Here is a 26,562-nt window from a genome sequence, read left to right as displayed (position 1 = left end):
CACTCTAGAAGATTTTTATTTCAATAAGACTTCGTTTCGCAACCTGTGCGGGCCGCCTTGCGGCAAAAATCCAACTACAACGCGAAGAGCATAACCACTGGCTGCGAGGGCCTGGGTCTGCAACGCCATCCGGGGGTGGGAGGGCAGGGCGATCGCGTATGGCATTTTGCGCGACCTGAGTGCGCGCCTCGTCCTTCGAGACGACCGCTTCGCGGTCTCCTCAGGATGAGGCTAAGCGGCATCGGTGCTCGTTAAAACTACGGCTGCACACTCGGTCCTCATCCTGAGGGCCCGCCAATGGCGGGCGTCTCGAAGGATGGCCACAGGGGAATCGCTCCGATAGGCGATTGCCCTGCCCCGGAGCGGGAGGATGACGACAAGCACCGCAACTTCCCTACGCCCCGTAAGTCGATCCCTTCGGCAACGGAAACACGGGGTCCTGCGTGCGGATGTTGGTCGGCCACACCACCGAGATGTGCTCGCCGGCGTTCTGCATCACCACCGGCGTCGAGCGTTCGTTCTGGCCCGAGAGCGGCGTGCCCGGCGGGAAGAACTTCACGCCGTAGCCCTGGATGGTGCCGCCGGGCGGGATGTCGACGTCGAGCGCGGCCTTGCGAATGGCCTCTGGCTCGAAGCTGCCGTATTTCTCTTTCGCCACCGGCAGCACGTTGTTGAGCAGCACCCAGGTCTGGTTGAAGCCCATCGAGCAGTGCGGCGGCACGTCGGTGGCGCCGGTCTTGGCCTGGTAGCGCGTGACCATGGTCTTGATCAGATCGCCGATGCCGGGCGCAAGCTTCGACGGATCGAGCAGTTGCGCCGGCACCGGATCGATGTTGCAGAAATTGTCGATGTCGGCGCCGAAGGTCGCGCGCAGCTTGTCGAGCTGGCTATAGCCGGCGCCGGCACCGAACAGCATCTTGAAACGAAGTCCGCTCTCGCGTGCCTGACGCAAGAACAGGGTGATGTCGGGATTGTAGCCGGCGTGCGAGATCACATCGACCTTGGCGCGCTTGAGTTTTGTGACGAGCACAGAGAGATCGGGGGCGGAGGCCGAATAGCCTTCGCGCAGCACCACCTGGATGCCGGCCTCCTTGGCATAGGCCTCGTCGGCCGCGGCGACACCGACGCCATACGGACCGTCCTCATGGATCAGCGCGACCTTGACCTCCTTCGGCTCCATGCCGAGTTTTGTCTTCGCATGCTCGGCGATGAAGCCGGCAAAGGCCTGGCCGTATTGATCCGAATGGATCTGCGCGCGAAAGACGTATTGCAGGTTCTTGTCCTTGAACACGGCGGTCGAGACCGCGGTCGTGATCCAGAGGATCTTCTTCTGCTGCTCGACCTTTGCCGCCATCGGCACGGCGTGCGCGCTGGAGTAGACGCCGTTGATGATGTCGATCTTTTCCTGGCTGATCAGGCGCTCGGCTTCGTTGATGGCGACGTCGGCCTTGCTCTGGGAGTCGGCGGAGATGGGCACGATCTTGGTCTTGCCGCCGATGCCCCCCTTCTCGTTGACGAGGTCGATGGCGATCTGCGCGCCGACCGAGGAGGCGACCGAGCCGCCCGCGGCGAATGGTCCGGTGAGATCGTAGATCAGGCCGATGCGCAAGTTCTCGGCTTGCGCCCGGGCCTGGGTCCAATCGAGGCTGAGTGTAGCGGCGGCAGCCGCCGTACCCTTCAGCAGCTGCCTGCGTGAAGTCGGCATCCTATCCCTCCCTCCAAACCGTCGTTTGCGACTGGCTTTATGTTTTTTGGCGAGTATTTGGAGGGCGCTTGTGAAAGTCAACATGCACCGCACCAGGCAAATCGCGGCCGTCGGTGATCACAGGCATTTTTCCCTGAGTATCATTCTTTTTGGGGAGCGCTCGGGAATAGACCGCTCCGCTATCCCTCACTACGGATCGTCCAATGGCTCTGCATCATGCCGGAGGCGAACATCCGCTTGTCGTGCGAGTGCTTTCGGCGTCGCCCCGACACGGCATTGTCTTCCGCAATTGTGACGGTTTCGCTCCCGCGCGTTCGCCGCCGGTCGGGCTCACAACGGGCATTCGGCTTGTGCCCGTCAGATGTTGCGTGCCATCCTAGCTGGGTAAATTGCACGGGAAGCCCAATTCCCGGCTTGGCCATTGTGCCACGTTAAGGGTGGAACACAAAAGCTTAGGGAGAAGAGACATGGTGTGGACGCTTCGTTTTGCGGGGCTCGCTTGCGTTGGCCTGTTGCTGTCCCCGGTCAGTGCCTTGGCAGGGCCGAAGGTCGTGTCCGGTCCGGGTGCCGATCCCGGCTGCTTCAAGCCCTGGTCTGCCCAAACCAAGTTCTTCCAGTGGGACAAGAAGCCCGGTCCCTACAAGATCGCGCTCGTCAACGGCTTCGTCGGCAACACCTGGCGCATCCAGATGGTGAAGACCGCAAAGGCCTTCGCCGCGCAGCCGGGCATCAAGGAGAACATCAAGGAGTTCAAGGTCGTCTCGACCGGCACCGATGTTGCAGCGCAACTCGGCGCGATGGAGGACTTCATCAATCAGGGTTTTGACGCCATCGTCACCATCGCGGTGGCCCCCGATGGCTTCGACCGCATTATCCGCCTCGCCGACAAGAACAACGTGGTCGTGGTCCCCTTCGATAACGTCCTCGACACCGACAAGGTGATGATGGTCAACGAGGACCAGAAGGAAATGGGCCGCATGTCGGCGAAGTGGCTCATCGATGAGAGCGGCAAGAAGGCAGGCGACATCCTCGAAGTTCGCGGCCTGCCGGGCAATTCGGTCGACCGCGATCGCCATCTCGGCTTCCGCGAAGTCATGGAAGCGCCGGGCAACAGCTTCAAGATCACCGAAGTGGTCGGCAATTGGGACACCGGCACCTCGCAGAAAGTGACGGCGGACGCGCTCGCGGTGCACGGCCATTTCGACGGCGTGTTCACACAGGGCGGCTCCGACGGCACGGTGCAGGCGATGATGTCGGCGAAGCACCCCTTCGTTCCGATGTCGGGCGAGGGTGAGAACGAGTACCGCAAGCAGATCGCCGATCACGCCAAGGACGGGCTCAAGGGCATGTCCTACGGCCAGTCTCCGGCGCTGGTCGCCATCGCCACCAAGGCGGCGATCTCTGCGCTGCAAGGCAACGTCATGCCGCAGCTCATCTCGATCCCGATCCCCGTTGCGACCTACAAGGACCTGAAGCCCGGCACCAACTACTGGCCGGACCTCAACGCAAACTTCTTCGCGCCGAACCAGTTCACGCCCTGCGGCGTCAATTTCACGGCGCCGGAGATCATGTCGCAGAGCGAGAAGAACACCCAGTGAGCGCACTGGAGATGTCCCGGTTGCGGCCCGGCCTTGGCCGGGCCGTTGCTGCGTGAGCTCCGCCATGCCGGACGCCACCCCGAGCCAACCCGCCTTCCTCGCCCTGTCCGGAATCTCCAAGCGCTACGCCGGTGTGCGGGCGCTCGAAGGTGTCGACTTCGCATGCGAGCGCGGCAAGATCCATGCGGTGCTGGGCGAGAACGGTGCCGGCAAGTCGACGCTGATCAAGATCATCGCCGGCGTCGTCCAGCCTGATGCCGGCACAATGCGGCTCGGCGGACGCGATGTGAGCTTCGCGACGCCGTCCGCGGCCAATGCCGCCGGCGTCGTCTGCATCTTCCAGGAATTGTCGCTGATGCCCGACCTTTCGGTCGCGGACAATATCTCGATCGCGTCGCCGCCACGCCGCTTCGGCCTCATCGACGCCCGGGCGCAGCGCCGCCGCGCCGAGCAGCTGCTGGCCGAGATCGGTTGTGAGGACGTCAATCCCCTGCTGCGCGTGCGCGATCTGCCGCTGTCGCGCCGCCAGGTGGTGGAGATCGCCAAGGCGCTCGGCAAGAAGCCGCAGCTCTTGATCCTCGACGAAGCGACATCGGCCCTCACCAGTGCCGACGTCGAGAAGGTCTATGCCATGCTGGCGCGGCTCAAGGCCGACGGCGTTGCCATTCTCTACATCTCGCACCGGATGCACGAGGTCGAGGCGCTGGCCGACCGCGCCTCCGTGTTCCGCAACGGGCGCCATATCGAGACCTTCGACAAGGGCCGACGCTCGACCGCCGATATCGTTCAGCTCATGATCGGACGCGACATCGCCACGCAGTATCCGCCCAAGCCCGCGCGCGGATCGCCGAAGCCGATGCTGGCCGTCGATCATCTGAGTTGGGACAAGCGGCTTGATCGCATCTCGCTTCGCGTCGGCGCCGGCGAGATCGTCGGCCTCGGCGGGCTGGATGGCCAGGGCCAGAAATCCCTGCTGCTGGCGCTGTTCGGGGTGCTGCGCGGCGTCTCCGGGCAAGTCACCGTGGAAGGCCGCGAGGTGCGTCCGGGATCTCCGGCGGCGGCGAAGTCGGTCGGCATCGCGCTCGTGCCGGAGGATCGCAAGACCGAAGGCCTGATGCTGCCGATGTCGATCGCCGACAATCTGGTGATCGCCTCGCTCGACGCGATCTCGAGCGGACCTCTGGTCGATCGCGCCAAGGAGAACGATGCGATCAAGCGCGCCATCGCGCGGCTGCAGATCAAGATCGGCGCGCCCGGCGACGCGGTCGCCACACTCTCCGGCGGCAACCAGCAGAAGGTCGTTCTCGCCAAATGGCTGATGACTGATCCGAGCATTATTTTGCTCAATGATCCCACCCGCGGCATCGATGTCGGCACCAAGCAGGAGCTTTATCGGCTGATGCGCGAGCTCGCCGACCAGGGCGCCGCCATCCTGTTCTACTCGACCGACTATGACGAGCTCATAGGCTGCTGCGACCGGGTGGCGATCATGTATGACGGGCGCATCGTGCGCGAGCTTGAGGGTGATGAGCTCACCGAGACCAACATCATCGCGAGCGCGCTGAACATCGACGCCGCGACGGCGGACACTTCCGGAGCCGCCCATGCTTGACGATGTCGCGATCAGGATCCGGCAGAACATCGGCATCGTCACCGCCGTCCTGTTGTTCTCCATCCTCTATCTGCTCTACAACCTCGCCCATCCCAAGGGCTTCTCGTCAGCGGTTCTGGTGCAGAACGGCGACGAGATCTTTGCACTCGCCATGCTGGCGATGGCCCAGACCGTGCCGGTGTTGGCGTCGGGGCTGGATCTCTCCGTGGGTGCCGTCATGACCATGGTGGGGTGTTTTGCGAGCTATCTGCTCACGGGGGCGGCAGGGGGCACCCCGTTGCATCTCGAGATATTCGGTCTGCATCTCGGCCTCGGCACCTTTCCCGGCGGGGTGAGCGGCATCCTGCTCGGGATCGTCATGTGTCTTGCGACCGGCGCACTGGCCGGCTTCGTCAACGGCTGCGTCGTCGTCTATGGACGGATCCAGCCGATCATCGCGACGCTTGCGACCGGCGCGGTCTATATCGGCATCGCGCTGTTCCTGCGGCCGACGCCGGGCGGCAAGATCGACGAGGATCTCAACTGGGCGCTGACCAATTCGCTCGGGGATTTCGCCGCGACCGTCCATATCTTCGATGATGGCGCGGCAAGCTGGTTTGCGCCGGTGGCCTGGATCCCGGTGCCGTTCGTGCTGCTGGTCCTGATCGCGCTCTTGGTCTGGGTGCCGTTCCGCCGCTCCGTGCTTGGCCGGGCCGTCTATGCGGTCGGCTCGGCCGAAGGCGCGGCCTACATGTCCGGCCTCCCGATCGAGCGTGCCAAGATCGCCGCCTTCACGCTCGCCGGCTTCTTCGCCGGCTGCGGCGGCCTGTTCCTCGCCATCCAGACATCCTCGGGCAATGCCGACATCCCGCAGGCCGGCGCCTACACGCTCAACTCGATCGCCTCGGTCGTCATCGGCGGGACGTCGCTGCTCGGCGGGACCGGCAGCGCGATCGGCTCGATCTTCGGCGCCATGGTTTTGCGCGTCATCTCGTTCTTCTTCCGCATCTTCGACATCGCGCCGCTGTTGCAACCGCTGTTCGAGGGCCTGATCCTGCTGGCGGCGGTCAGCATCGGCGCGCTCGGCGTTTTGCGCGTCAAGAACACGCTGGAGCTCTTCCGATGAGTTCGGCCTCCCTCAGCCTCTCGCGCGACGACCGCCCGATCCTGATCGCGGCCCTGTTCATCCTCGTCATCCTGGTGGCGGGCACGGTCTATACATTTGCGCGCTTCGGCAGCGCGCCGCTGTTGTCGCCGACCTATCTGTTGCAGCAACTTCAGATCGGCGCCTTCCTCGGCATCGTGGCCGCTGGGATGATGATGGTGATCCTGATCGCCCAGATCGACCTGTCGGTGCCGTGGACGCTTGCCGCGGCTGCGATGATGGCGACATCGATCGGCGGACCGCTTGCGATTCCGGTTGGACTCAGCGTCGGGCTTCTGGTCGGTCTCGTCAACGGCATCGGGGTCGCCTATCTGCGCGTGCCCTCGATGATCTTCACCCTTGGCGTCAACGCGGTGATGCGCGGCCTGATGGTCGCGCACACCGGCGGCTACGCCCCGCAGACCGGCGCCACCGACCTGATGCGGATGCTCGCCGGCGACCGCACGCTCGGCATCCCCAACGCCTTGTTCGTCTGGGCCGCCGTGTCGGTGCTCGTCACGATCGTCCTCCAGCGCACGGCGCTCGGCCGTTACGTCTATGCCATCGGCAACAAGGAAGCAGCCGCGTATCTGGCCGGTGTCGATACCCGCCGCATCACCGTGATCTGCTTCGTCCTGTGCGGTGTCGCAGCCGCGCTCGCCGGCGTCCTGCTCGCCGGTTACTCCACCAAGGCCTATCAGGGCATGGGCGATGCCTATCTGCTGCCGTCGATCGCGGCGGTCGTGATCGGCGGCACCAACATCCTCGGCGGCCGCGGCCGCTATCTCGGGACGCTGATTGGCGTCGTGCTGATCGTGCTGCTCAACAGCGTGCTGTCGATCATGGACATGCCCGAGGCCGGCCGCCAGGTGATCTATGGCCTCGTCATCATCTTCATGCTGCTGGTCTACGGCCGCGGCGAGCGCGTCACCAGTTGACGCGACACGCTCGACTTCGTCGCGATGCTCCCTTACACCGCCGCCCGCGTGTTGAGGTAGATCGAATACACCGAGGTCTGTCCGCAGATGTAGAGGCGGTTGCGGCGCGGGCCGCCGAAGCAGACATTGGCGACGATCTCGCCGATCGGGACCGTGCCGAGATGCGTGCCGTCGGCTGCGTAGCAGAACACGCTGCGGCCCGCCGACGTCCAGATGTTACCATGGATGTCGCAGCGGAAGCCGTCATAGAGCCCGTCCGGGCAGGTGGCAAACAGCGAGGCTTCGCCGACTGTTTGCCCCCTGACCTGATAGGACCAGATCGTCGGCGGCAGCCCGCTGATATGCGTCGCACCGGTGTCGGCGACATAGAGCCGGGTTTCGTCCGGCGAGAAGGCCAGCCCGTTGGGCTGCACCCGGTCCGACACGACGCGCGTGATGGCGCCGGAGCTGTCGTCGATCCGGTAGACGTTGGAGGCGCCGATCTCTGACGGGCCCTGCTGTCCTTCATAGTCGCTGTCGATGCCGTAAGTCGGATCTGAGAACCAGATCGAGTTGTCCGACTTGACCACAACGTCGTTGGGTGAATTCAGCCGGCGGCCCTCGAACGCATCCGCCAGCACGGTGATCGAGCCGTCGTGCTCGGTGCGGGTGACGCGCCGCATGAAATGCTCGCAACTGACCAGCCGCCCCTGGCGATCGGTGGTGTTGCCGTTGGAATTGAAGCTCGGCGCGCGGAATACCGACACCGAGCCGTCGGTCTCGTCGAAGCGCATCATCCGGTTGTTCGGAATGTCGGACCAGATCAGATAGCGCCCGGCCGGGAAGTAGGCGGGGCCTTCAGCCCAGCGGCAACCGCTGGCGAGCTTTTCGAGATTGACATGGCCGATGACCAGCCGCTCGAAGCGCGGGTCGTGGGCGACATAGGGGAGCATGCGTCCTCCTTGATGAGCCGCAGATTCTTGGAGCTGCCTGCGTGCCATCCTTACTGTGATCGACCCTGCCGAATTTGCAAGGTGCTTCGGTTCAAAGGGGGCAAAACGAAATGCCCGGGACATCTAGCGTGAAGACGTTCGCGCTTCTGCCCGGGCATCACGTCGTTACGGTGGCGTTGTTCCGCCCTCTTACTGCGACAGCTTCACGAAGTTCGGAAACTTCAGCTTGCCTTCCGCGATCTTCTCCGGCCACACCACGACCTGCTTCTGGTCCTGCCACTGGAAGACGAGGCCGGTCACCGCGCCGGGGCCGGACTTGATGCCGTGGGTGAACTCGTCGTCCTTGCCGTAGAACTGGATCTGGCCGATCGTGCCCTCGAAATTGGTCTTCTCCATCTCCGCGACCATCTTGTCGGGATCGGTCGAGCCGGCGCGCTTGATTGCGTCGGTGATGATGTAGACCTCGTCATAGGCGGTGTAGCCGGTATAGGCCGGCGGCGTGCCGAACTTGGCGGCGAAGGCCGCCGCGAACGGTTTTGTCTTGGACGTGACGGCAACATCGGGTGTTGCGACCGCGAGCGACGGCACGCCGTCTGCGGCGCCGTTGGTGTCCTTCCAGAACGTCGGGCTCAGCGCCTGCGCGCTGATGCCGAACATCGGGATCGGCACCTGCTGGTTCTTCCATTGCACCGTCGGCTGCACGCCGACATGGGAGATGCCTGTCACGATCACGTCAGGCTTCTTGGCTTCCATGTTGTTGAAGATCGGCGTGAAGTCGGTGGTGTCAGGCGAAAAACGCACATGCTCGACGACCTTCAGCCCGGCCTTGGGCAGGCAGGCCTCGTAGCCGACATCGAGCGGCTTGGTCCAGGCGGCGTCCTCGCTCATGATCGCGACCGTCTTCATGTGCATCTTGTCGACCAGAAGATCCTTGGCCGCGTCGCAGACGATCTGGGCTTGCGCCGCCGAGGTCAGGTAGCCGTGGAACGTGTACTTGTTCTTCTCGTAGTCGTTGTGGATCGCCTTGGTGATTTCGTTCGAGGCGGCACCCGGCGTGATCAGCGGCATCTTCAAGCGAGCTGCCCAGGGCTCGAGCGCCAGCACGACCTCGCTGATATAGCTTGCGATCACCGCGGAGACCTTGTCCTCGCTCACGGCGCGCTGGAAGGCGCGCACCGAGTCGGCCGAGGAGCTCTTGTTGTCATAGGTGACGATCTCGACCTTGCGGCCGAGGATGCCGCCCTTGGCGTTGATCTCGTCGGCGGCGATCTGCGCGCCGCCCGGTGTCGCGGCGCCCGCGATCGATTGCACCTCGGCGATGACGCCGATCTTGATCGGATCGCTCGACTGCGCGTAGGCGGGCGCGGCGAGGCACAGCGCCAGCGCGGAGGTGAAGAGGCCAGAGCCCAGAATGCGCGATGATCGCATGGTCGTTTCCCTTTCGTTGTTTATTGTTGATACGCGCGCATTAGAGAAAATCGGCGCCGGCCTCAGCGGCGAAGCGGCCGGGATCGCCCTCCCAGACGATCCTGGCGTGCTCCAGCACGTAGACGCGGTCGGCATGCGGCAGCGCGAAGGTGACGTTCTGCTCGCCGAGCAGCACCGTGATCGACGTGGTCTGCCGCAGCTTCGTTAGCGCCTTGGACAACAGCTCGAGGATGACCGGCGCAAGCCCCAGCGTCGGCTCGTCCAGAATCAGGATCTGCGGCTGCATCATCAGCGCGCGTCCGATCGCAAGCATCTGCTGCTCGCCGCCGGAGAGCGTCTGCGCCATTTGACCCTGGCGCTCCTTCAGGATCGGGAACAGCTCGAACAGCCAGGCCAGCTGCGCTGCGCGCTTGTCGTCGGTGAGATGCTGCCCGCCGAGATCGAGATTTTCCCGCACGCTCATCTCGCCGAACAGCTCGCGCGATTCCGGGCACTGCACGAGGCCGCTGCGGGCGATCTTCGCCGGACTGGTGCCGCGCAGCTTCTCACCGCCGCGGATGATCTCGCCGCTATAGGGCAGGAAGCCGGAGATGGTGTTGAACAGCGTGGTCTTGCCGGCGCCGTTGAGGCCGACGATGGAGACGAACTCGCCCTCGTGGATATGGATCGAGACGTTCTCCAGCGCCTGTGCCTTGCCGTAATGGACGCTGACATTCTCGACCTGCAGCAGCGGCACTTTGTCCTTGAAGCTGGTTTCGGGCCGCGCTTGGCTCTCGATGGCGCCGCCGAGGTAGACCCGGCGCACCGTCTCGTTCTTCATGACGTCGTCGGCCTTTCCGGTGACGATCTCCTCGCCGAGATACATCGCCAGCACGCGGTCGACCAGTGCTGCGACGCTCTTGACGTTGTGGTCGACCAGCATCACCGCGCGGCCTTCGTCGCGGAAGCTGCGGATCAGGTCGGAGAACACGTCGACCTCGGCGCGGGTCAATCCGGCGAAGGGCTCGTCCACCAGCACCACTTTGGGATCACGCGCGATCGCTTTTGCCAGTTCGAGCCGGCGCAGATCGGCGAAGGGCAGCGTCGGCGGACGGCGGTTCATCACGCTGCCCAATCCGACGCGATCGGCGATCCACTTGGCGCGCTCGACCAGCGCCTTGTCCGGAAACAGCATGAACAGGCTGTCCGGCAAGAGCGCGACCATGATGTTCTCCAGCACCGTCTGCCGGTTCAGCGGCCGCGAATGCTGGAACACCATGCCAAAGCCTTTTCGCGCGATCTTGTGCGCGGGCAGGCCCGCGACATTCTCGCCCTCGAACACGACGTCGCCAGCGGTCGGGCGCTCGATGCCCATCACGCTCTTCATCGCGGTGGATTTGCCCGAGCCGTTCGGCCCGATCAGGCCGAAGATCTCGCCGCCATTGACGTCGAAGCCGAGGTTCTTCACCGCGGTCAATCCGCCAAAACGTTTGGTCAGGCCGCGGACTTCGAGCACGGGCCGGTTTGAAAGCCTCTGGTCCATTACGAGCGAGCCTCGCGCGAGAGGGCCGCTCCGAGGAAGCCGCCGGGGAAGAACAGGACGACGAGGAGGGCGACCGCCGAGACGATGAAGGTCGCAAGCTCGCCGGTCGGGCGCAGGAATTCGCCGGCGACGATCAGGAAGATCGCACCGAGTGCGGCGCCCAGCACGGTGCGCCGGCCGCCGAGCACGGCCGAGACGATGACGTTGACGCCGACCGCGACGTCGACGACGGTGCCGACCGAGGCGGTGCCGAAATAGAACACCAACAGCGCGCCGGATAACCCCGAGAAGAACGCGCTGACGATGAAGGCCGCGAGTTTGTGCTTGACGATGTTGAAGCCGAGCGCGCCGGCCTGCACCGGATCCTGGCCGCTGGCCTGCAGCACGAGTCCGACAGGCGATTGCGACAGGCCGTAGAGGATCGCGGCCGAGATCGTCATGAAGCCGAGCGCGATCCAGTAATTGGCGCCGGCATTGATGGTGATGACATCTGGGATGGTCAGCCCGATCTCGCCACCGGTGAGATCGGCGAACACCACGATGAAGTTTTGCAGCATCAAGACCGCGACCAGCGTGGTCAGGCCGAAATACGGTCCGCGCACGCGCAGCGCCGGCAGCGCCAGCACGAGACCGGCGATGACGGAGGCGCTCGCGCCAAGCACGATGCAGAGATAGACCGACCAGCCGAACTGGGCATTGAGAATGCCGGCGGTATAGGCGCCGACGCCAATCAGGAAGGTAGGCCCGAAATTCACTTCGCCGGCGAAGCCGAACAGCAGGTCCCAGGCCATCGCGAACACGCCGAAATAGAACGCGACGGTGAGTAAGCCCAGCACATAGCCGGAGACATAAAGCGGCAGCGTAGCTGCGATGATCACGAGTACCAGCGAGACGAAGAACAGGCGCGAGGTAAAGAAGCTCGCCATCTCAGCGCCTCCCCAGAAGGCCCTGGGGCCGGATATACATCACGAACACGAGCAGCAGCAGCGCCGGAATGGTGCGGTAGGCGGGCGAAACCAGATAGGCCGTCGCCGTTTCGAGATAGCCGACCACGAAAGCTGCGATCAGCGAACCGGAGACGCTGCCGAGGCCGCCGAGCACCACGATTGAGAACGCGCTCGCGGTCAGCGGCCCGACGCTGTAGGAGCTGACGCCCAAGAACATGCCGAGCAGCACGCCGGCGATGCCGGCCAGAATGCCGTAGATCGCCCAGACCACGATGTAGATGTTGGTGAGCTCGAGCCCCAGCAGCGTCACGCCGCGCGGGTTCATCGAGGCCGCCAGCACCGCCTTGCCGGTGCGGGTACGGTTTACCAACAGCCACAGCAGCGCGATCACGAGGCAGCACACGATCGCCGTGAAGATCTCATTCTTCGGCGTGCGGACGCCGAGCACGTCGACGACGCCTTCGACGATCGGCAGCACCGTCTTGGCGTTGTTGGTGAAGAAATAGGCGATCAGCTCCTGGATCATGATGCCCCAGAGCAGCGTTCCCGTGAGGACGAAGATCTCCTTCTCCTCGTTCGGGATGCGCCGGGAGTCCTGGATCGGCTTCACCACCGCGAAGTAAGTGGCGAACGCCGTGAGGAGGGCGACCCCGACCCCGATCAGCGCGCCGGCATAGGTGCCGACATTGAGCACGCTGGCGGCGGCCCAGGCCGCCACCGCTGCTGCCACCATGATGGCACCGTGGGAGAGGTTGAGCACGCCGGAGACGCCGAAGATCAGCGTGAAGCCGGTGGCACCGAGAGCGTAGAGAGCGCTGATGGCAAAGCCATCGATCAGAATCTGGAAAGCTCGCATTGATGATTGGCCAAGAGTCTCAACTGAGGGAAGTGCTGCGGGGCGCCGCAAATGGAGGCTCCCGGGAAGTGGTCCCGGGAGCTGCTCCTGCTAGTTCGAGAGCTTGATGAAGCTCGGGAACTTGATGTCGACCTTGGCGACGTCCTTGGGCCAGACCGCGCTCTGCTTGCCGTCCTGCCATTGCAGCATCAGCCCGGTGATCAGGCCCTTGCCATATTTGATCGAGTGCGTGAACGGATCGTCCTTGCCGTAGAACTGGACGCGGCCGATCGTGCCTTCCCAGTCGGTCTTCTCAAGCGCGTCGACCAGCTTGTCGGCATCGGTCGAGCCGGCGCGCTTCACGGCGTCGGCGATGTAATAGACCTCGTCATAGGCGGTGTAGCCGGCATAGGACGGGTAGTTGCCGAACTTCTTCTTGAAGTTTTCGGCGAACGGCACCGACTTCGGCGTCACCGCGACGCCGGGCCCGGAGACGCCCTGATAGAGCACGCCTTCGGCGGCCTGGTTGGTGTCCTTGCCGAAGGTTTCGTTGGTCGCCTGCGAGGAGATGCCGAACATCGGGATCGGCACTTGCTGGTTCTTCCACTGCACCGTCGGCTGCACGCCGACATGGGAGATGCCGGTGATGATGACGTCGGGCTTCGCGCCCTCGATCTTGTTGAAGATCGGAGTGAAGTCGGTGGTGTCAGGTGAGAAGCGGATGTGGTCGAGCACCTTCAGCCCGATCTTCGGCAGACATTCCTCGTAGCCGACATCGAGCGGCTTGGTCCAGGCGGCGTCCTCGCTCATGATGACCGCCGTCTTCATGTGCATCTTGTCGACGAGCAGGTCTTTCGCGCCGTCGCAGACCGAAAGTGCCAATGCCGCCGAGGTCAGATAGCCGTGGAAAGTGTACTTGTTCTTTTCGTAATCGGCATGGACGCTCTTGCTGATCTCGTTGGAGGCAGCACCGGGCGTCACGAACGGCGTCTTCAGTCGCGCGGCCCAGGGCTCGAGCGCCAGCACCACCTCGCTGATATAGCTGGCGATGACCGCGTTGACCTTGTCCTCGTTCACCGCGCGCTGGAAGGCGCGCACCGAGTCCGCCGAGGAGGAGTGGTTGTCGTAGCCGATGATTTCGATCTTGCGGCCATCAACGCCGCCGGCAGCGTTGATCTCGTCGGCGGCGAGCTGCGCCGCCTGCGGGATCGATGCGCCGGCGATCGCCTGCGCTTCCGCGATTACGCCGATCCTGATCGGATCGGCCGCAAATGCCGCGCCTGACGCCACCAACAATGCGCCCGTCGCGACCGCACCAAACGCACTTCGCAATGCACCAGAGAGTGCTTTATTCATGTTGTTCTCTCCCTTGAACCAAGCTTCTTTGAGCTATTGGAGCGGGACTATAACGACGCGAGAATCCTCGGCAAGTGAAACTGTATTCAGGATTGTACGATGGGGACTAAAGTTCTAGCGGCGCAAATATCGGGCATGACGGAGCGTTATTCCGCACGCAGGCATGCAGATTTCGTCGGCGGCCATGCGAGGGCATCGCAGGTGCGCAAGTGTGTCATCGCAATCGCCGCCGCGGCAGATCGAGTGGCTTGAGGCGGGCCGGATCGAATGGCGCGAGGTCGACATTGCGCGTTGCGCCTTTGACGATCAACTCCGCTAGCGCTTCGCCGGTTGCAGGGGCATTGAGGATACCCCAGACACTGTGTCCAGTCGCAACATAGAGCCCTTCATCCTGCGGCACTCGGCCAATCAAGGGCAGGCCGTCCGCGGTCACCGGACGAAAGCAGGCCTGCTGCGCGATGATCTTCTCTGGACTGAACAGTGGCGACAGTCGCTCCGATAGTTGTTGCAACCGGTCCATAAGGTTGGGCTCGGGCCTCACGTCGGCCGGATCAGTGGGGAAGGCAGCGGTGTCGGGGCAAGCGGTCACATAGGTGCTGCCATCCGGGCGAGGGAACACCTCGATGGGGGTGGTTTCGCCGTAGATCTCCATCTCAAGAAACAAGGCGTCTGCCGATACATGCGTGCCAGTGTCGTACACGATGCTCGGGCTGCGTTGAGCATAGAGAGCGGGCAGGCTCATCCATTGCGCCGCGAGCCGCGACCATGGTCCCATCGCGATCACGACAGCGTCCGCTTCGATGACATCGTCTTCCACCCCGACGCCCTTCAAGGTGCTGCGATCTGCGTCGCGCACGATGCCCGTGAAGCGGCCCCGGCGAAACTCGGCGCCTTGCGCGAGCGCCGCGTTCATCACGGCCGATGTGAACTTTTGCGGATGGACGATCGCAGTCGTCTCGGTCGTGCCGATGCGGTGCGCAATGACGATGCCGTCGCTGAGCCAGTCGAGCCTGGACGGCGCGTCGCGTTGCGGATCACCATCGGCCGCAACGAAGCCGCTATACGCGGTCATCGCACGGTAGCCCCAATCGCCCGCGATCTCCCCGGGCAGTTGTGCGTGAAGCGCAAAACTGCGTCGCGCCAGTGCATCGAGCGGCGTACCCGCACACCAGTCGCGTGCCAGAAAGCCGCCGGCCTTGCCGGAGGCCGCGGCCGCGACCTCGGTCCGTTCGACCACGATGACCTCGACGCCATGACGGCGGAGGAAGTAAGCCGTGCAGGCCCCGATCACGCCGCCGCCGCAGATCACAACGCGCATGGCTTGTTTCCTGACCCGGCCTCTCGTTTGCGGAGACAACCTAGCTCGAATAGCCGCGTTCCAGGGCATGACGCTGCTGATAGCGGTCCAGCGCCAGATGGACGAGGCGCGTCAGCAGCTCTGCATATGGCACGCCCGAGGCTTCCATCATCTTCGGATACATGTTGATCGACGTGAAGCCGGGCAGGGTGTTGATCTCGTTGAAGCAGAATTCGCCGGTTTGCCGATCGAGGAAGAAATCGACCCGCGCGAGGTCGCTGCATTCGAGCGCCGCGAACACTTGCACCGCGAGCGCGCGCACGCGCTCCATCTGTGCCGGGTCGAGCCTGGCCGGAAGATCGACGCGGGCGCCGTCGGGATCGAGATATTTGGCCTCGTACGAATAGAATTCGTGATGGGCGTTCGGATTTAGCTCGCTGGCGACGCTCGCAAACAGCGTCTCGCCCTCGAGCACGGCGACCTCGATCTCGCGGGCGTCGATGCCCTGTTCGACCAGCACCTTGACGTCATAGCGAAACGCATCATCGAGCGCTGGCGCAAGTGCATCCCACGTCTTGACCTTGTGAATGCCGACACTGGAGCCCATGTTGCACGGCTTGACGAACACCGGAAGGCTCAGACCGTCGACCGCCTTGGCGAGAGACGAGACGCGATCCGCGGCGAAGGCCTTGCGGGTGAGCACGCGATAGGGCGTGACCGGAACGCCGGCGAATTCCGCGAGCCGCTTGGCGACATCCTTGTCCATGCTGACGGCGGAGGCGAGAACGCCCGACCCGACATAGGCAACCTCGGCCAGCTCCAGAAGCCCCTGCATGGTGCCGTCCTCGCAAAGGGGGCCGTGCATCACCGGAAACACGACGTCGATCTCGATCGGGTCGGTTGTGCCTTCGGTCATCGGCATGAGAACGCCGCGTCCATCGGCTCTTCGGGCGAGCCGCATCTCGGGCGCATCGGGCAGGATCGGCAAGGCCGTCCGCGCCGGATCGATCCTGGCAAGATCGTTCCACTGCCATCGGCCCGTCTTGTCGATCGAGACCGGGATCACCTCAAAGAGCGCACGGTCGAGATGCCTGAGCACGGAGGCGGCCGATTTCAGCGAGACCTCGTGCTCACCGGACCTGCCGCCATAGAGAACAACGACGCGAATTTTGTCTGCCATGGCTCAATTATCACGCGCGCTGGCCGGAAGTCACGTGCTGCCTGCGGAGAGGCACGCCCTCAACCTCTATCGATCACCCAACGGGTCACCGCTTGGTGAAAGTTAAGAGGGCCCGGAACGGTCATGTGCGTCTTGACGTACTTGAAGCCCGCCTTTTGCAGCGTGCGGTTCGGAGCCGCATTGAACGCATTGGGCTCACAGAAGAGCTGCTTGAGCTTGAGAATCTGGAAATAGAGTTCGACGGTCTGCCTGACACATGCGACGCCGATACCCTGCTGACGTTGCGAGGCATCGGTGATGTGAAGGTGCATATTCGCCTGCTGGCCAACGCGGATCTTGTCAGCGGTGGAGAACCCCAGAAACCTGTCATTGTAAAGCCAACTCACCAAGAGGCTGCTCCTCTGTTCGACAGGCTGGTCGAACATCTGCTCATAGAGACGCTGCCATTGCGATGCCTGCGGCAGTCGCGACGGATCGACCCCGAGCATTTCCAAATGCTCCGGCGTCGCTGCGTGGAAATACTCAATGATCATTGCAGTCTCGTGCAAAGTCATCGGACGAACGGTGACGGTCATTTGGTTGTCCTTGTGAACGATCAGCTTCATATTTGAGGCGCCAGCGGAGTACGCCAGCGCCTCGTCGCAATTCAGCTCACGCCTGCTCAGCCCGGTCCCGCACCTTGCGTCGCTGTGTACACGGCGTAGAGCGACTGGCTCGCGGCCATGAACAGGCGGTTGCGCTTCGGCCCGCCGAAGCAGATGTTGCCGCAGACTTCCGGCAGGCGGATACGGCCGAGCAGCTTGCCGTCCGGCGACCACACCGTCACGCCGTTATAGCCGACGGCGCGACCGGCATTGCTGGAGGCCCAGACATTGCCGTTGACGTCGCAGCGCACGCCGTCGGGTCCGCACTTCACGCCGTCGATCATGAAATCGCTGAACCGCTTATGGTTGGACAATTTGTTGTCGCTGCCGACGTCGAACACGAACACCTCGCCCTTGCCGCCCGCGCCGGTGTCGCCCGGTCCCTTGCCGGTCGAGACGACGTAGAGCTTCTTGAAGTCGGGCGAGAAGCACAGGCCGTTGGGATCGGGCACCTGGTCCTCGGTGACGACGAGATCGACGCGGCCTGAGGGGTCGATGCGATAGCAATTGGTCGGCAGCTCACGCTTGCCCGGCGCGAAACCGGCCGGCTGCCCGATCCGTGGATTGAGCTTGCCGGGCGCATTGCTCGGTCCGCCCGCAGCATCGGGTTCGCCCTCGTAGAGCTGGCCGCCATAGGGCGGATCGGTGAACCAGTAGCTGCCGTCGGGATGCGCGACGACGTCGTTCGGCGAGTTCAGCTTCTTGCCGTTGTAATTGTCGCAGAGGATCGTGGCGGTGCCGTCGTTCTCATAGCGCGTCACCCGCCGGGTCAGGTGCTCGCAAGAGAGCTGGCGGCCCTGGAAGTCGAACGAATTGCCGTTGCTGTAGTTCGACGGCGTGCGGAATACACTGACATGGCCGTCGTCCTCGCTCCAGCGCATCTGCCGGTTGTTGGGAATGTCGCTCCAGAGGAGATAACGCCCCTGCGCGTTCCACGCCGGACCTTCCGCCCACAACAGGCCGGTATGGAGCCGCTTGATCGAGGTGTTGGGCTGCGCGAGGTCGTTGAAGGACGGATCGACGGCGATGACGTCGGGGTCCCAGAAATAAGTGGTCGGCGCGCCGCGCGGACTGAAATCGCGCGGCGGGGTGGTGATTGTCGTCGGCGGGGCGGCAGGTCCGGTCTGGGCCAGTGCGGCGCCCGTTCCGGCCATCGTGGCCGCGGCACCGAGCGCAAGTCCCTGGACCAGCGTCCGTCGTGAAAGCGCAACATCCTGCTCACGCTGCTGTTGGCGTGTCATTCGCGTCCTCCCAGGTCATGTTCGGCTGGCCGGTTGATCCGGCCGAGCAAGTGCAAGGTTAGTCCCGTCCGCGACGAGTTGCGAGGGCTGCCGTCGCATCGTCTGCGCGATTAAAGATGGCTGAATTCGTCAATTTGCCGATTCATGCGGGAATAAATGTGAACGGCCGTTCTGCACGGTGTGACGCGACAATTCGCGTGCCCTTGAGGGATCCCTTGGGGAATTAACCCAGCCCCAGTTTGGGCCCTGTCAAGCCTTGACGTTGCCCGTATTGCTGCCCAGAAACCTCGGGAGAGAAAGGCCGCAGCCAATGATGCAGGGTATCATCACATTGATCGTGTTGCTCGGGATCGCGTATGCGGCCGGCTATTTCACGCGCGATTTCCAGTCCCGCAAACGGCGTGCCGCGGCTCGCCGCTCGAGCGGCTACACGCAGCCGGACTGGCTTAGCCCCACCGTTCCCGCCAACACGAACGAAACTCCGTCCCCCGCCCTCGGTGAACTCGGCCAGATGCTGGACCGCTGGGAAAGCAGGGCCCGCTCGCGTCGCGCGGGGTAGACCTCCAGGCGCCACAGCAGCGCTATCCCTTGCGTTGCCCCGCCGGGCAAAACACGCAAGCCTGGGTCAATCGGCGCGCGTCGAAATATTCCACTTTACCGAAATTCGGATTTGTCGTATGTATCGCCCATCCTGATCCGGCGAAAAGGGGCGGTCGTACGTCGTCACGAGCCGCGGATCGGGCTGCTGTGGACGCGCGCGGCGCCGTCGCGGATGTGAGTGGCAGGGCGGGACAGACTGGCCGGTTGGGATTGGTGCCGTCTCAAAATCGAAGGACCTCGCGATATGGGTCCTGGCTTTCGCCAGGACGACCCCGAGAAGGTGGCTACGTTCTCGCCTATTCGAGGGATGTTAGGTCACCTATATTGACCATCTTTTGGCGTTGCAGTTGCTGCCATTTCTCGTTTAGAAACGACGCACTCGAGCCTCCCGGCAACCAACCGTCAACGGTTTTGACCGAGAATTTGGGGCTCAAAAGGGTCTGGCAATGCTGATTCGCGGCCAAATCGATGGGATTTCGGGGGAGGTGGCTCTGGCCGCCGCCACGTTCCCGGCCGCGCTGCTGCCCACCCTCCTTATTGGCGGGCTTCTTCTTACTTGCCCCTGAGGGCCGGCTGGGCGCGACGCGCCTGGGCGCTCAGGGGGTGTACGAGATCACCGGACCCGAGATGCGCCCAGAATGATCGGCGCGAACGCTTAAAGGAATTTTCGAAATGGCCACCGTGAACAAGTCCGACAAGGACCGCGTCATCATTTTCGACACCACGCTGCGCGACGGCGAGCAGTGCCCCGGCGCCACCATGACCTTCGAGGAGAAGCTCGAGGTCGCCGAGCTGCTGGACGATATGGGCGTCGACGTCATCGAAGCCGGCTTCCCGATCACCTCGGAAGGCGACTTCCAGGCGGTCAGCGAGATCGCCCGCCGCTCCAAGAACGCCGTTATCGCCGGCCTGTCGCGCGCGCACCCGGCCGACATCGACCGCTGCGCCGAAGCCGTGAAGTTTGCGAAACGCGGCCGCGTCCACACCGTGATCGCGACCTCGCCGCTGCATATGCGGGTGAAGCTGAACAAGACGCCGGAGCAGGTGATCGAGACCTCGGTCGCGATGGTCGCGCGCGCCCGCAACCAGATCGACGACGTCGAATGGTCGGCCGAGGACGGCACCCGCAGCGAGATGGAATATCTCTGCCGTATCGTCGAGGCCGTCATCAAGGCCGGTGCCACCACCGTGAACATCCCCGATACCGTCGGCTACACGGTGCCTGAGGAATACACGCACTTCATGAAGACGCTGATCGAGCGCGTGCCGAACTCGGACAAGGCGGTGTTCTCCGTGCACTGCCATAACGACCTCGGCATGGCCGTGGCGAACTCGCTGGCCGGCGTGGTCGGCGGCGCGCGTCAGGTCGAGTGCACCATCAACGGCATTGGCGAGCGCGCCGGCAACGCCGCGCTCGAAGAGATCGTGATGGCGATCAACGTGCGCAACGACAAATTCCCGTACTGGAACAAGATCGACACCACGCAGCTGACCCGCGCCTCGAAGGTGGTGTCGGCGGCGACCTCGTTCCCGGTGCAGTACAACAAGGCCATCGTCGGCCGCAACGCCTTCGCCCATGAGAGCGGCATTCACCAGGACGGCGTGCTGAAGGATGCCTCGACCTACGAGATCATGCGGCCCGAGATGGTCGGCCTGAAGCAGTCCTCGCTGGTGCTCGGCAAGCATTCCGGACGCCACGCCTTCGTGCACAAGCTGGAGGAGATGGGCTACAAGCTCGGTCCGAACCAGCTGGAAGATGCGTTCACGCGGATGAAGGCGCTCGCCGACCGCAAGAAGGACATCTACGACGAGGACATCGAGGCATTGGTCGACGAGGAGATGGCGGCGTCGCACGATCGCATCAAGCTGACCTCGCTGACCGTGATCGCCGGCACCCATGGCCCGCAGCGCGCGACCATGAAGCTCGACGTCGACGGCCAGATCAAGATCGAGGAGGCCGAAGGCAACGGTCCTGTCGATGCGGTGTTCAACTGCATCAAGCGCCTGGTGCCGCATGAGGCCAAGCTCGAGCTGTATCAGGTCCACGCGGTCACCGAAGGCACCGATGCGCAAGCCGAGGTCTCCGTGCGGCTGTCGCATGAGGGACGTGCGATGACGGCGCGTGCGGCGGATCCGGATACGCTGGTGGCGTCGGCAAAAGCCTATCTCGGCGCGCTCAACAAGATCGTCATGAAGCGCCAGCGCGACACGGTGACGACGGCTGCGGCGAGCTGACGCTGCTGACTTCGCCTCTCCCGCTTGCGGGAGAGGCCTACACGCCCGGGCGATGCGAAGCATCGTCCCGCGCGTGGCGGGTGAGGTTCTTTCCTCCAAGGGAATGTCGCGTTACGGAGACACCCTCTCCCCAACCCTCTCCCGCAAGCGGGAGAGGGAGCGCAGCGGTGCCTGCATTCATGACGAATAGCTGCCCTGCTAACGGCCAATAGCACGCGCGAGCGCCGGCCTGTATTGATTTGGCCTAGCATGAGGATCGGCCGCCCGCACGCCGGGCAGCCCAAAAAAGCAACAGGGAGAGATTATGCGCACCTTCGCGATCGCGGCGTCCGTCGCGGCACTGGCACTTGGCCTTGCCGGCCCCGCCAGCGCCGACCCGATCATCATCAAGTTCAGCCACGTCGTCGCGACCGATACGCCGAAGGGCAAGGCGACCGAGAAGTTCAAGGAGCTCGCCGAGAAGTACACCGGTGGCAAGGTCAAGATCGAGGTCTATCCGAACTCGTCGCTCTACAAGGACAAGGAAGAGCTTGAGGCGCTTCAGCTCGGCAGCGTGCAGATGCTGGCGCCATCCAACTCCAAATTCGGCCCGCTCGGCATCCGTGAATTCGAGGTGTTCGATCTGCCCTACATCCTTCCCGACCTGAAGACGCTGCGGAAGGTGACGGAAGGTCCGCTCGGCGCGCGGCTGCTCAAGCAGCTGGATTCCAAAGGCATCACCGGCCTTGCCTATTGGGACAACGGCTTCAAGCAGATGAGCGCCAACAAGAAGCTGGTGGCGCCGGCGGATTATCAGGGCGTCAAGTTCCGCATCCAGTCCTCGCGCGTGCTGCAGGCCCAGTTCAAGGCGCTCGGTTCGCTGCCGCAGGTGATGGCGTTCTCGGAAGTCTACCAGGCGCTGCAGACCGGCGTGGTGGATGGCCAGGAGAACACCTGGTCGAACATCTATACCCAGAAGATGCACGAGGTGCAGAAGTACATCACCGAGACCAATCACGGTTACATCGGCTACGTCGTGATCGTGAACAAGAAGTTCTGGGACGATCTGCCGGCCGACATCCGCGGCCAGCTCTCGAAGGCGATGAAGGAAGCGACCGACTTCAACAACGCGCAGTCGCAGAAGGAAAACGACGACGCGCTCGCCGAGATCAGGAAGAGCGGCAAGAGCGAGATCATCAAGCTCACGCCGGAGCAGGACGAGGCGATGCGCAAGGCGATGGAGCCGGTCTACAAGGATGCGGCGAGCCGTGTCGGCCAGCCGCTGATCGACGAGTTCCTGAAGGAAGCCAAGAGCACCACGAACTAGCGTAAAGGCATGAAATGGCTTCTGTGTGCGCTGCACGGAAGCCCTTTTTGTTACGAATGGTGTCAGGATGCGGCTGAACTAAAATTCATAGCCGTTAGATCTTCGTAAGAACGCGCTTCCTGTCCAAGTTGTAAGTTGCACCTGGGCCTTGCGACCCTCATCTTGGGGACATCCTTTCCGAGGAGGCTCGTATGAGGAAGTTCACCATCGCCGCCATCGCCGTGCTCAGCATCGCCGGCTCCGGCGCGGTCTATGCCCAGTTTCATCGCCCGTGGATGGAGCACTTCCGCCACATCCGCATGAACCCGGAAGACCGCGCCGCCTTCGTCGACGCGCGGATCGCCGCCGTCCATGCCGGGCTGAAGCTCAACGCCGACCAGGAGAAGCTGTGGCCGCCCGTCGAGGCCGCCGTGCGCGACTTCGCCAAGCTGCGCATCGACCGCGCCAATGCCCGGATGAACGCCGGCCCGGGCGACGCCGCCAAGAACGGCGACCAGCCGGACGATCCGGTCGCCCGCCTGCGTCAGCGCGCCGACGACATGAGCGCGACCTCCGCGGCGCTGAAGAAGATCGCTGACGCAGCCGATCCGCTCTACAAGACCCTGGACGACGGCCAGAAACGCCGCCTTGCCGTGCTGACCCGCCACCGCGGCCCGTTCGGCGGCGGCGAGGACGGCCCGCGCCACCACTTCATGGAACGCGGCATGGACCGCATGATGGAGCGCGGCATGGACCATTTCCGCGGCGGCGACCGCGACGACGACCCGGATCGGGAAGGGCGTCTTTGAGCGCTCCGGGATTCCCCGGGTATTAACCTCCGAGAAGCCGCTGGAATCCAGCGGCTTTTCGCATTTCCGGCGCTGTGGAAGAACCTTGGAAAACATGCGCCACATCGCTTGCCAGACCCGGATCGCTTTGCTAAACGACCGGCCTCGCAAGGCATTGACCGCCTTTCGGGCGCATAGCTCAGTTGGTAGAGCAGCTGACTCTTAATCAGCGGGTCCCAGGTTCGAGCCCTGGTGCGCCCACCAAATACAAGACCTTCTTCTTCAATAGATTGCGAGCAGGTCCGCCGAGAACGAAACGGGTCTCGTGCGACGTTTTTTGCGGTCAGACTTCGTACGGCCAGATTGCTGTTTAGATTTTCCTTGCTTCGGTACCTTCACCCCCATTCGATACAGCGCGCAGATCCGATGGTACAGGCCATGCACGTGATCGTCGTAGAATAGGATACTAGAGCGAGCAAACGGACAATCTGTTCTGCCCGTCGCCGCAACGAGCGGCCGAATGATCGAATGTCTGCGACCGCCGGTCTACCAGCTGGAATCTACGAACTGGGAGTGGATCGTTCCGCCGACCCAAGCTTTCAATTGGGTGTATCTGAGGCAATTCGATCAAGGCGTAATCGATGTCGATGATCGGTGAGCAGGCGAGCTCCTCCCATGACAGCAGCGAGAGTGCCTAAGCCTGTGCCGCCAGCGATCAGGAACATAATCAGCAGTTGATATTTTGCCGCGTCCACGGGCTCGACGCCCGCGAGAATTTGGCCAGTCATCATCCCCGGCAAGGAAACAAGGCCGATCGCCGCCATGCTGTTCATGATCGGCATGAAGCCGCTTCTCAACGCGTCCCGGATGATTGGCAGCAGTGCCTGATGCCGAGTACCGCCGAGTGCAAGACACGCTTCCACGGCGGTCCGTTCGCGCACCAGGCTATTCGTCAGCACGTCCAAGCCCAGGCTTATGCCGGTCATGGTGTTGCCCAGGATCATCCCCAGCAAAGGCAGCGCATAGCGCGGATGATACCAGGGATCCGGGCGCAGCTCCGTCAGGAGCGCGAACATCGTGATGGTACCTGCGGCGAGCAGCGTGCAGCCGGCGCCCAAGCTGTAGCTCCAAACGCCCGGCAAGCGCCGCTTCTGCCGCGCGACGATCTCCCGCGAGGCGAAGAGAACCATGATGAAGGCGGCAAGGGCGGTCCAGAGCGGCGACACCGCAGCGAACAGGAACGTCAGCACGTATCCAACGAGGAGGAGCTGAAGCACCATCCGCACAGTCGCGATGGCCAGTTGTTTTTCAAGCTTGAGACGGAGAACAAGCGAGAGAGTGCCGTCCATGACGACAAGGAGAGCGGGCAGGACCAAATCACCGTACGACAGCTGGATGTAGGTCACGGTCGATTTTCCTCGATCCCACCATTAGGGCTCATCGCAAATACCCTTGACCCGACCCGGTGGGCTTGAGCGTTGTCGTGGGTACTCCAAATGACGCTCGTTCCATTCGCAATGCGTTCGGCGATCAAGGATTCCACGGCCGCGGCGGATGCCGAGTCGAGCGCCGAGGTTGGCTCGTCCAGCAGAAGCACCCGCGATCGTAGCATAAGCGCCCTTACAAGTCCCAGCCGCTGTTTCTCTCCGGAGGAGAGCCTCTGGATCGGCCAGGGTCCGCAGTCGTCCGACAGCCCAAGGCGTCTGACCAGCGGGAGGGCGTCATCCCAGCCCGTGAAGTGCTCTTGCACGGTGTCGCACCACCAGCCGGGCTCGGCGGCGACATAGGTCACTTGCTTTCGCCAGGCAGGAGCGGGCATCGCCTCTCTCAGCGTTCCGTCCAGCTTGACCGTTCCTTCGTTGGGATCGAGATCCGCAATTGAGCGAAGCAGCAAGGTTTTCCCGACTCCCGAAGGCCCTTGCAGGGCGACGCATTCGCCGTCCTGCAAGTCGAATGACACGGAAATGTGCAAGCGCTTGAGCCCGCTGACCGTCAACATGCGTCAAAGCTTAAGCTGCAGCCGATCGGCAACCCGGCTGGCGATCTCCGTCGGCGCCTCGACCGGATAGGGGTGCACCGAGCTGACATTGATCTCACCGAGCACGTAGCTGTCGCTCCCGTCCGTCTGCACCCGGCCAAGCATGAAGTCGGCGTCCCAGATCATGGGCAGGTCACCACGGACGATATCGAGCAGCGAGGTTAGCTGTGGCGTCCACTCGTCTTCCATCAACCGGCGCAGTCGCTGGAAACGCGGGTCTGCGTTGGATGTATAGAGCCGCGGTCCGGCCTCGGAACGCGCGGCGGGCGAGTCGACCAGGGCTTTGACTTTGTGGTGACCGAAGCCGGCACAGCGGTCGCCTGCCATATAGCAGCGAATCATACCTTCGCTTAGGCGCGGCTGGTATGGTTGATCGATCACGCTGCCGTTTTCGAAATACTCCGCGCAGCGACGAAGAAAATCATCCAGCGTCAGTTCCTCGGACGCGTCCTTGGTCGCATCGAGCACCCTTATCGTGGAGGTGTTCGGCAGCGCCTCGACCTTCCAGACGCCTTGGCCGCCGTTACCGCGGTTGCGCTTGATCACGCGTGGACCGGTTGCGAGCCGTACAGGCAGCTCGGCACGCATCGCGGCGGCGGTTTGATATAGCGCCGTGTCTGATCCCCACCCCATCGAGCGGGTACGATAGAGGACCTCCTTGGTGCCCATCTTGAGGATGACGTCCGGATGAGCGCTGACCCACACGCCCTGCGTGGCGACGTCCCGCAGCAGGGAGTCGAGATCGGCGCGGTTACGGCCGTCTTGAATTGGGTTGACCCAGACGAGCACGCCGCCCACCGCGAGCAGTTGTTCGCGGACCGCGTCTGCGAAGCTTTCGTCGTAGATCACTGGGCGCGCTTCGACGCCGACGGCGGCGAGCGCTTCGATGACGTCAAAGAAGCGGCTTTTTTGCGGGGTCGCATCCCGTCGCGCGGCATCATCTCCTCGCGAGAGGATGGCGACGGTACGTCGGGGGAAGGGTCGTCTTTCGATGTCCATGCGCAAGCTCCACGTTTTGCGTGCTGCGCAGAGCTTGGACCGAAGTCTCGCCGGGAGTCTGCCTGATCCCGCTCGGGCAGTCTACGTGAGTTCGCTTGACCCCATCAAGGGGCCATTCGCCTTTCCGGATGCAAAGTCGGATCGCGCGCCGAGATTAACTTCGTTCCATTCGATCGCTGAAAAACTCCGTGGCGTAGGGCCCCATATTTTCTTGGAATCCTTCGGCCCGCGCGGTTGACAGCCCCGCCATCCGGGCTTT

At 63.3% G+C, this 26,562-nt stretch carries 22 protein-coding genes and 1 tRNA gene; 9 read left to right on the top strand and 14 right to left on the bottom strand.

The window, feature by feature from the left end:
- Window positions 1–394: 394 nt before the first annotated feature.
- Window positions 395–1,705: an ABC transporter substrate-binding protein gene (locus JJC00_RS29075; protein WP_200469263.1), complete on the bottom strand. Its 1,311-nt coding sequence runs from the start codon at window positions 1,703–1,705 to the stop codon at window positions 395–397.
- Between the two features lie 467 nt (window positions 1,706–2,172).
- Between JJC00_RS29075 and JJC00_RS29070 the strand changes: the two genes are divergently transcribed.
- From JJC00_RS29070 to JJC00_RS29055, 4 genes are all read left to right on the top strand, one after another.
- Window positions 2,173–3,303, top strand: a complete 1,131-nt coding sequence (locus tag JJC00_RS29070) for a sugar ABC transporter substrate-binding protein (protein ID WP_200469262.1) — start codon at window positions 2,173–2,175, stop codon at window positions 3,301–3,303.
- A gap of 64 nt (window positions 3,304–3,367) precedes the next feature.
- On the top strand, window positions 3,368–4,915 hold the full coding sequence (locus tag JJC00_RS29065) for a sugar ABC transporter ATP-binding protein (protein ID WP_200469261.1): 1,548 nt from the start codon (window positions 3,368–3,370) through the stop codon (window positions 4,913–4,915).
- Window positions 4,908–6,020 (top strand): ABC transporter permease, encoded by a 1,113-nt coding sequence (locus tag JJC00_RS29060; protein WP_200469260.1) that lies wholly within the window; start codon window positions 4,908–4,910, stop codon window positions 6,018–6,020. Before JJC00_RS29065 ends, JJC00_RS29060 begins: the two co-directional genes overlap by 8 nt.
- Window positions 6,017–6,976: an ABC transporter permease gene (locus JJC00_RS29055; RefSeq protein WP_200469259.1), complete on the top strand. Its 960-nt coding sequence runs from the start codon at window positions 6,017–6,019 to the stop codon at window positions 6,974–6,976. The genes JJC00_RS29060 and JJC00_RS29055 overlap by 4 nt, the downstream gene beginning before the upstream one ends.
- A 32-nt stretch (window positions 6,977–7,008) precedes the next feature.
- Here JJC00_RS29055 and JJC00_RS29050 read toward each other — a convergent pair whose 3' ends face one another.
- From JJC00_RS29050 to JJC00_RS29005, 10 genes are all read right to left on the bottom strand, one after another.
- Window positions 7,009–7,908 (bottom strand): SMP-30/gluconolactonase/LRE family protein, encoded by a 900-nt coding sequence (locus JJC00_RS29050; protein WP_200469258.1) that lies wholly within the window; start codon window positions 7,906–7,908, stop codon window positions 7,009–7,011.
- A 189-nt stretch (window positions 7,909–8,097) separates the two neighbouring features.
- Complete coding sequence (locus JJC00_RS29045) at window positions 8,098–9,336, bottom strand: ABC transporter substrate-binding protein (protein WP_200469257.1); 1,239 nt, start codon at window positions 9,334–9,336, stop codon at window positions 8,098–8,100.
- Window positions 9,337–9,376: 40 nt separating this feature from the next.
- Complete coding sequence (locus JJC00_RS29040; protein ID WP_200469256.1) at window positions 9,377–10,858, bottom strand: ATP-binding cassette domain-containing protein; 1,482 nt, start codon at window positions 10,856–10,858, stop codon at window positions 9,377–9,379.
- Window positions 10,858–11,784: a branched-chain amino acid ABC transporter permease gene (locus JJC00_RS29035; RefSeq protein ID WP_200469255.1), complete on the bottom strand. Its 927-nt coding sequence runs from the start codon at window positions 11,782–11,784 to the stop codon at window positions 10,858–10,860. Before JJC00_RS29035 ends, JJC00_RS29040 begins: the two co-directional genes overlap by 1 nt.
- Window position 11,785: 1 nt before the next feature.
- A complete protein-coding gene (locus tag JJC00_RS29030; RefSeq protein ID WP_200469254.1) occupies window positions 11,786–12,661 on the bottom strand; it encodes a branched-chain amino acid ABC transporter permease in 876 nt (291 codons plus the stop codon).
- 90 nt (window positions 12,662–12,751) lie between these two features.
- Window positions 12,752–13,996: an ABC transporter substrate-binding protein gene (locus JJC00_RS29025; protein WP_200469253.1), complete on the bottom strand. Its 1,245-nt coding sequence runs from the start codon at window positions 13,994–13,996 to the stop codon at window positions 12,752–12,754.
- Between the two features lie 214 nt (window positions 13,997–14,210).
- Entirely contained in the window at window positions 14,211–15,314 is a 1,104-nt protein-coding gene (locus tag JJC00_RS29020; RefSeq protein ID WP_200469252.1) for an NAD(P)/FAD-dependent oxidoreductase, read from the bottom strand.
- A gap of 40 nt (window positions 15,315–15,354) precedes the next feature.
- Complete coding sequence (locus tag JJC00_RS29015; protein ID WP_200469251.1) at window positions 15,355–16,473, bottom strand: D-alanine--D-alanine ligase family protein; 1,119 nt, start codon at window positions 16,471–16,473, stop codon at window positions 15,355–15,357.
- Between the two features lie 59 nt (window positions 16,474–16,532).
- The gene (locus tag JJC00_RS29010) at window positions 16,533–17,078 is read right to left on the bottom strand and encodes a GNAT family N-acetyltransferase (protein ID WP_246773960.1); all 546 of its coding nucleotides are present in this window, start codon (window positions 17,076–17,078) and stop codon (window positions 16,533–16,535) included.
- Window positions 17,079–17,134: 56 nt separating this feature from the next.
- Window positions 17,135–18,358, bottom strand: coding sequence for an SMP-30/gluconolactonase/LRE family protein (locus tag JJC00_RS29005; protein ID WP_200469250.1), 1,224 nt, complete (start codon window positions 18,356–18,358; stop codon window positions 17,135–17,137).
- A 313-nt stretch (window positions 18,359–18,671) separates the two neighbouring features.
- On the opposite strand from JJC00_RS29005, the gene JJC00_RS29000 reads away from it, so the two are divergent.
- The 5 genes from JJC00_RS29000 to JJC00_RS28980 all read left to right on the top strand — a co-directional run bounded on the left by JJC00_RS29000 (window position 18,672) and on the right by JJC00_RS28980 (window position 23,530).
- On the top strand, window positions 18,672–18,917 hold the full coding sequence (locus JJC00_RS29000) for a hypothetical protein (protein ID WP_200474271.1): 246 nt from the start codon (window positions 18,672–18,674) through the stop codon (window positions 18,915–18,917).
- Window positions 18,918–19,630: 713 nt separating this feature from the next.
- Window positions 19,631–21,193, top strand: coding sequence for a 2-isopropylmalate synthase (locus tag JJC00_RS28995; protein WP_200469249.1), 1,563 nt, complete (start codon window positions 19,631–19,633; stop codon window positions 21,191–21,193).
- A gap of 304 nt (window positions 21,194–21,497) precedes the next feature.
- A complete protein-coding gene (locus JJC00_RS28990) occupies window positions 21,498–22,499 on the top strand; it encodes a TRAP transporter substrate-binding protein (protein ID WP_200469248.1) in 1,002 nt (333 codons plus the stop codon).
- 191 nt (window positions 22,500–22,690) lie between these two features.
- A complete protein-coding gene (locus tag JJC00_RS28985; RefSeq protein WP_200469247.1) occupies window positions 22,691–23,287 on the top strand; it encodes a Spy/CpxP family protein refolding chaperone in 597 nt (198 codons plus the stop codon).
- A 167-nt stretch (window positions 23,288–23,454) separates the two neighbouring features.
- Window positions 23,455–23,530 (top strand) — tRNA-Lys (locus JJC00_RS28980).
- 335 nt (window positions 23,531–23,865) lie between these two features.
- Here JJC00_RS28980 and JJC00_RS28975 read toward each other — a convergent pair.
- The 3 genes from JJC00_RS28975 to JJC00_RS28965 are packed head-to-tail and all read right to left on the bottom strand — an operon-like array spanning window position 23,866 to window position 26,303.
- A complete protein-coding gene (locus JJC00_RS28975) occupies window positions 23,866–24,672 on the bottom strand; it encodes an ABC transporter permease (RefSeq protein ID WP_200469246.1) in 807 nt (268 codons plus the stop codon).
- Complete coding sequence (locus JJC00_RS28970; protein ID WP_200469245.1) at window positions 24,669–25,265, bottom strand: ABC transporter ATP-binding protein; 597 nt, start codon at window positions 25,263–25,265, stop codon at window positions 24,669–24,671. Before JJC00_RS28970 ends, JJC00_RS28975 begins: the two co-directional genes overlap by 4 nt.
- 3 nt (window positions 25,266–25,268) lie before the next feature.
- A complete protein-coding gene (locus JJC00_RS28965) occupies window positions 25,269–26,303 on the bottom strand; it encodes a Cj0069 family protein (protein ID WP_200469244.1) in 1,035 nt (344 codons plus the stop codon).
- Between the last annotated feature and the right edge of the window lie 259 nt (window positions 26,304–26,562).

Origin of the sequence: Bradyrhizobium diazoefficiens, assembly GCF_016616885.1 — a bacterium.
Taxonomy (GTDB): domain Bacteria; phylum Pseudomonadota; class Alphaproteobacteria; order Rhizobiales; family Xanthobacteraceae; genus Bradyrhizobium; species Bradyrhizobium diazoefficiens_F.
Note: the sequence above shows the minus strand (reverse complement) of the source record. Positions and strands in the feature narration are given on the sequence as shown.

Excerpts from the sequence above, each read along its gene's own strand:
- JJC00_RS29075 (WP_200469263.1), bottom strand. The coding sequence starts at position 1,705 with ATGCCGACTTCACGCAGGCAGCTGCTGAAGGGTACGGCGGCTGCCGCC.
- JJC00_RS29070 (WP_200469262.1), top strand. The coding sequence starts at position 2,173 with ATGGTGTGGACGCTTCGTTTTGCGGGGCTCGCTTGCGTTGGCCTGTTG.
- JJC00_RS29065 (WP_200469261.1), top strand. The coding sequence starts at position 3,368 with ATGCCGGACGCCACCCCGAGCCAACCCGCCTTCCTCGCCCTGTCCGGA.
- JJC00_RS29060 (WP_200469260.1), top strand. The coding sequence starts at position 4,908 with ATGCTTGACGATGTCGCGATCAGGATCCGGCAGAACATCGGCATCGTC.
- JJC00_RS29055 (WP_200469259.1), top strand. The coding sequence starts at position 6,017 with ATGAGTTCGGCCTCCCTCAGCCTCTCGCGCGACGACCGCCCGATCCTG.
- JJC00_RS29050 (WP_200469258.1), bottom strand. The coding sequence starts at position 7,908 with ATGCTCCCCTATGTCGCCCACGACCCGCGCTTCGAGCGGCTGGTCATC.
- JJC00_RS29045 (WP_200469257.1), bottom strand. The coding sequence starts at position 9,336 with ATGCGATCATCGCGCATTCTGGGCTCTGGCCTCTTCACCTCCGCGCTG.
- JJC00_RS29040 (WP_200469256.1), bottom strand. The coding sequence starts at position 10,858 with ATGGACCAGAGGCTTTCAAACCGGCCCGTGCTCGAAGTCCGCGGCCTG.
- JJC00_RS29035 (WP_200469255.1), bottom strand. The coding sequence starts at position 11,784 with ATGGCGAGCTTCTTTACCTCGCGCCTGTTCTTCGTCTCGCTGGTACTC.
- JJC00_RS29030 (WP_200469254.1), bottom strand. The coding sequence starts at position 12,661 with ATGCGAGCTTTCCAGATTCTGATCGATGGCTTTGCCATCAGCGCTCTC.
- JJC00_RS29025 (WP_200469253.1), bottom strand. The coding sequence starts at position 13,996 with ATGAATAAAGCACTCTCTGGTGCATTGCGAAGTGCGTTTGGTGCGGTC.
- JJC00_RS29020 (WP_200469252.1), bottom strand. The coding sequence starts at position 15,314 with ATGCGCGTTGTGATCTGCGGCGGCGGCGTGATCGGGGCCTGCACGGCT.
- JJC00_RS29015 (WP_200469251.1), bottom strand. The coding sequence starts at position 16,473 with ATGGCAGACAAAATTCGCGTCGTTGTTCTCTATGGCGGCAGGTCCGGT.
- JJC00_RS29010 (WP_246773960.1), bottom strand. The coding sequence starts at position 17,078 with ATGAAGCTGATCGTTCACAAGGACAACCAAATGACCGTCACCGTTCGT.
- JJC00_RS29005 (WP_200469250.1), bottom strand. The coding sequence starts at position 18,358 with ATGACACGCCAACAGCAGCGTGAGCAGGATGTTGCGCTTTCACGACGG.
- JJC00_RS29000 (WP_200474271.1), top strand. The coding sequence starts at position 18,672 with ATGCAGGGTATCATCACATTGATCGTGTTGCTCGGGATCGCGTATGCG.
- JJC00_RS28995 (WP_200469249.1), top strand. The coding sequence starts at position 19,631 with ATGGCCACCGTGAACAAGTCCGACAAGGACCGCGTCATCATTTTCGAC.
- JJC00_RS28990 (WP_200469248.1), top strand. The coding sequence starts at position 21,498 with ATGCGCACCTTCGCGATCGCGGCGTCCGTCGCGGCACTGGCACTTGGC.
- JJC00_RS28985 (WP_200469247.1), top strand. The coding sequence starts at position 22,691 with ATGAGGAAGTTCACCATCGCCGCCATCGCCGTGCTCAGCATCGCCGGC.
- JJC00_RS28970 (WP_200469245.1), bottom strand. The coding sequence starts at position 25,265 with ATGTTGACGGTCAGCGGGCTCAAGCGCTTGCACATTTCCGTGTCATTC.
- JJC00_RS28965 (WP_200469244.1), bottom strand. The coding sequence starts at position 26,303 with ATGGACATCGAAAGACGACCCTTCCCCCGACGTACCGTCGCCATCCTC.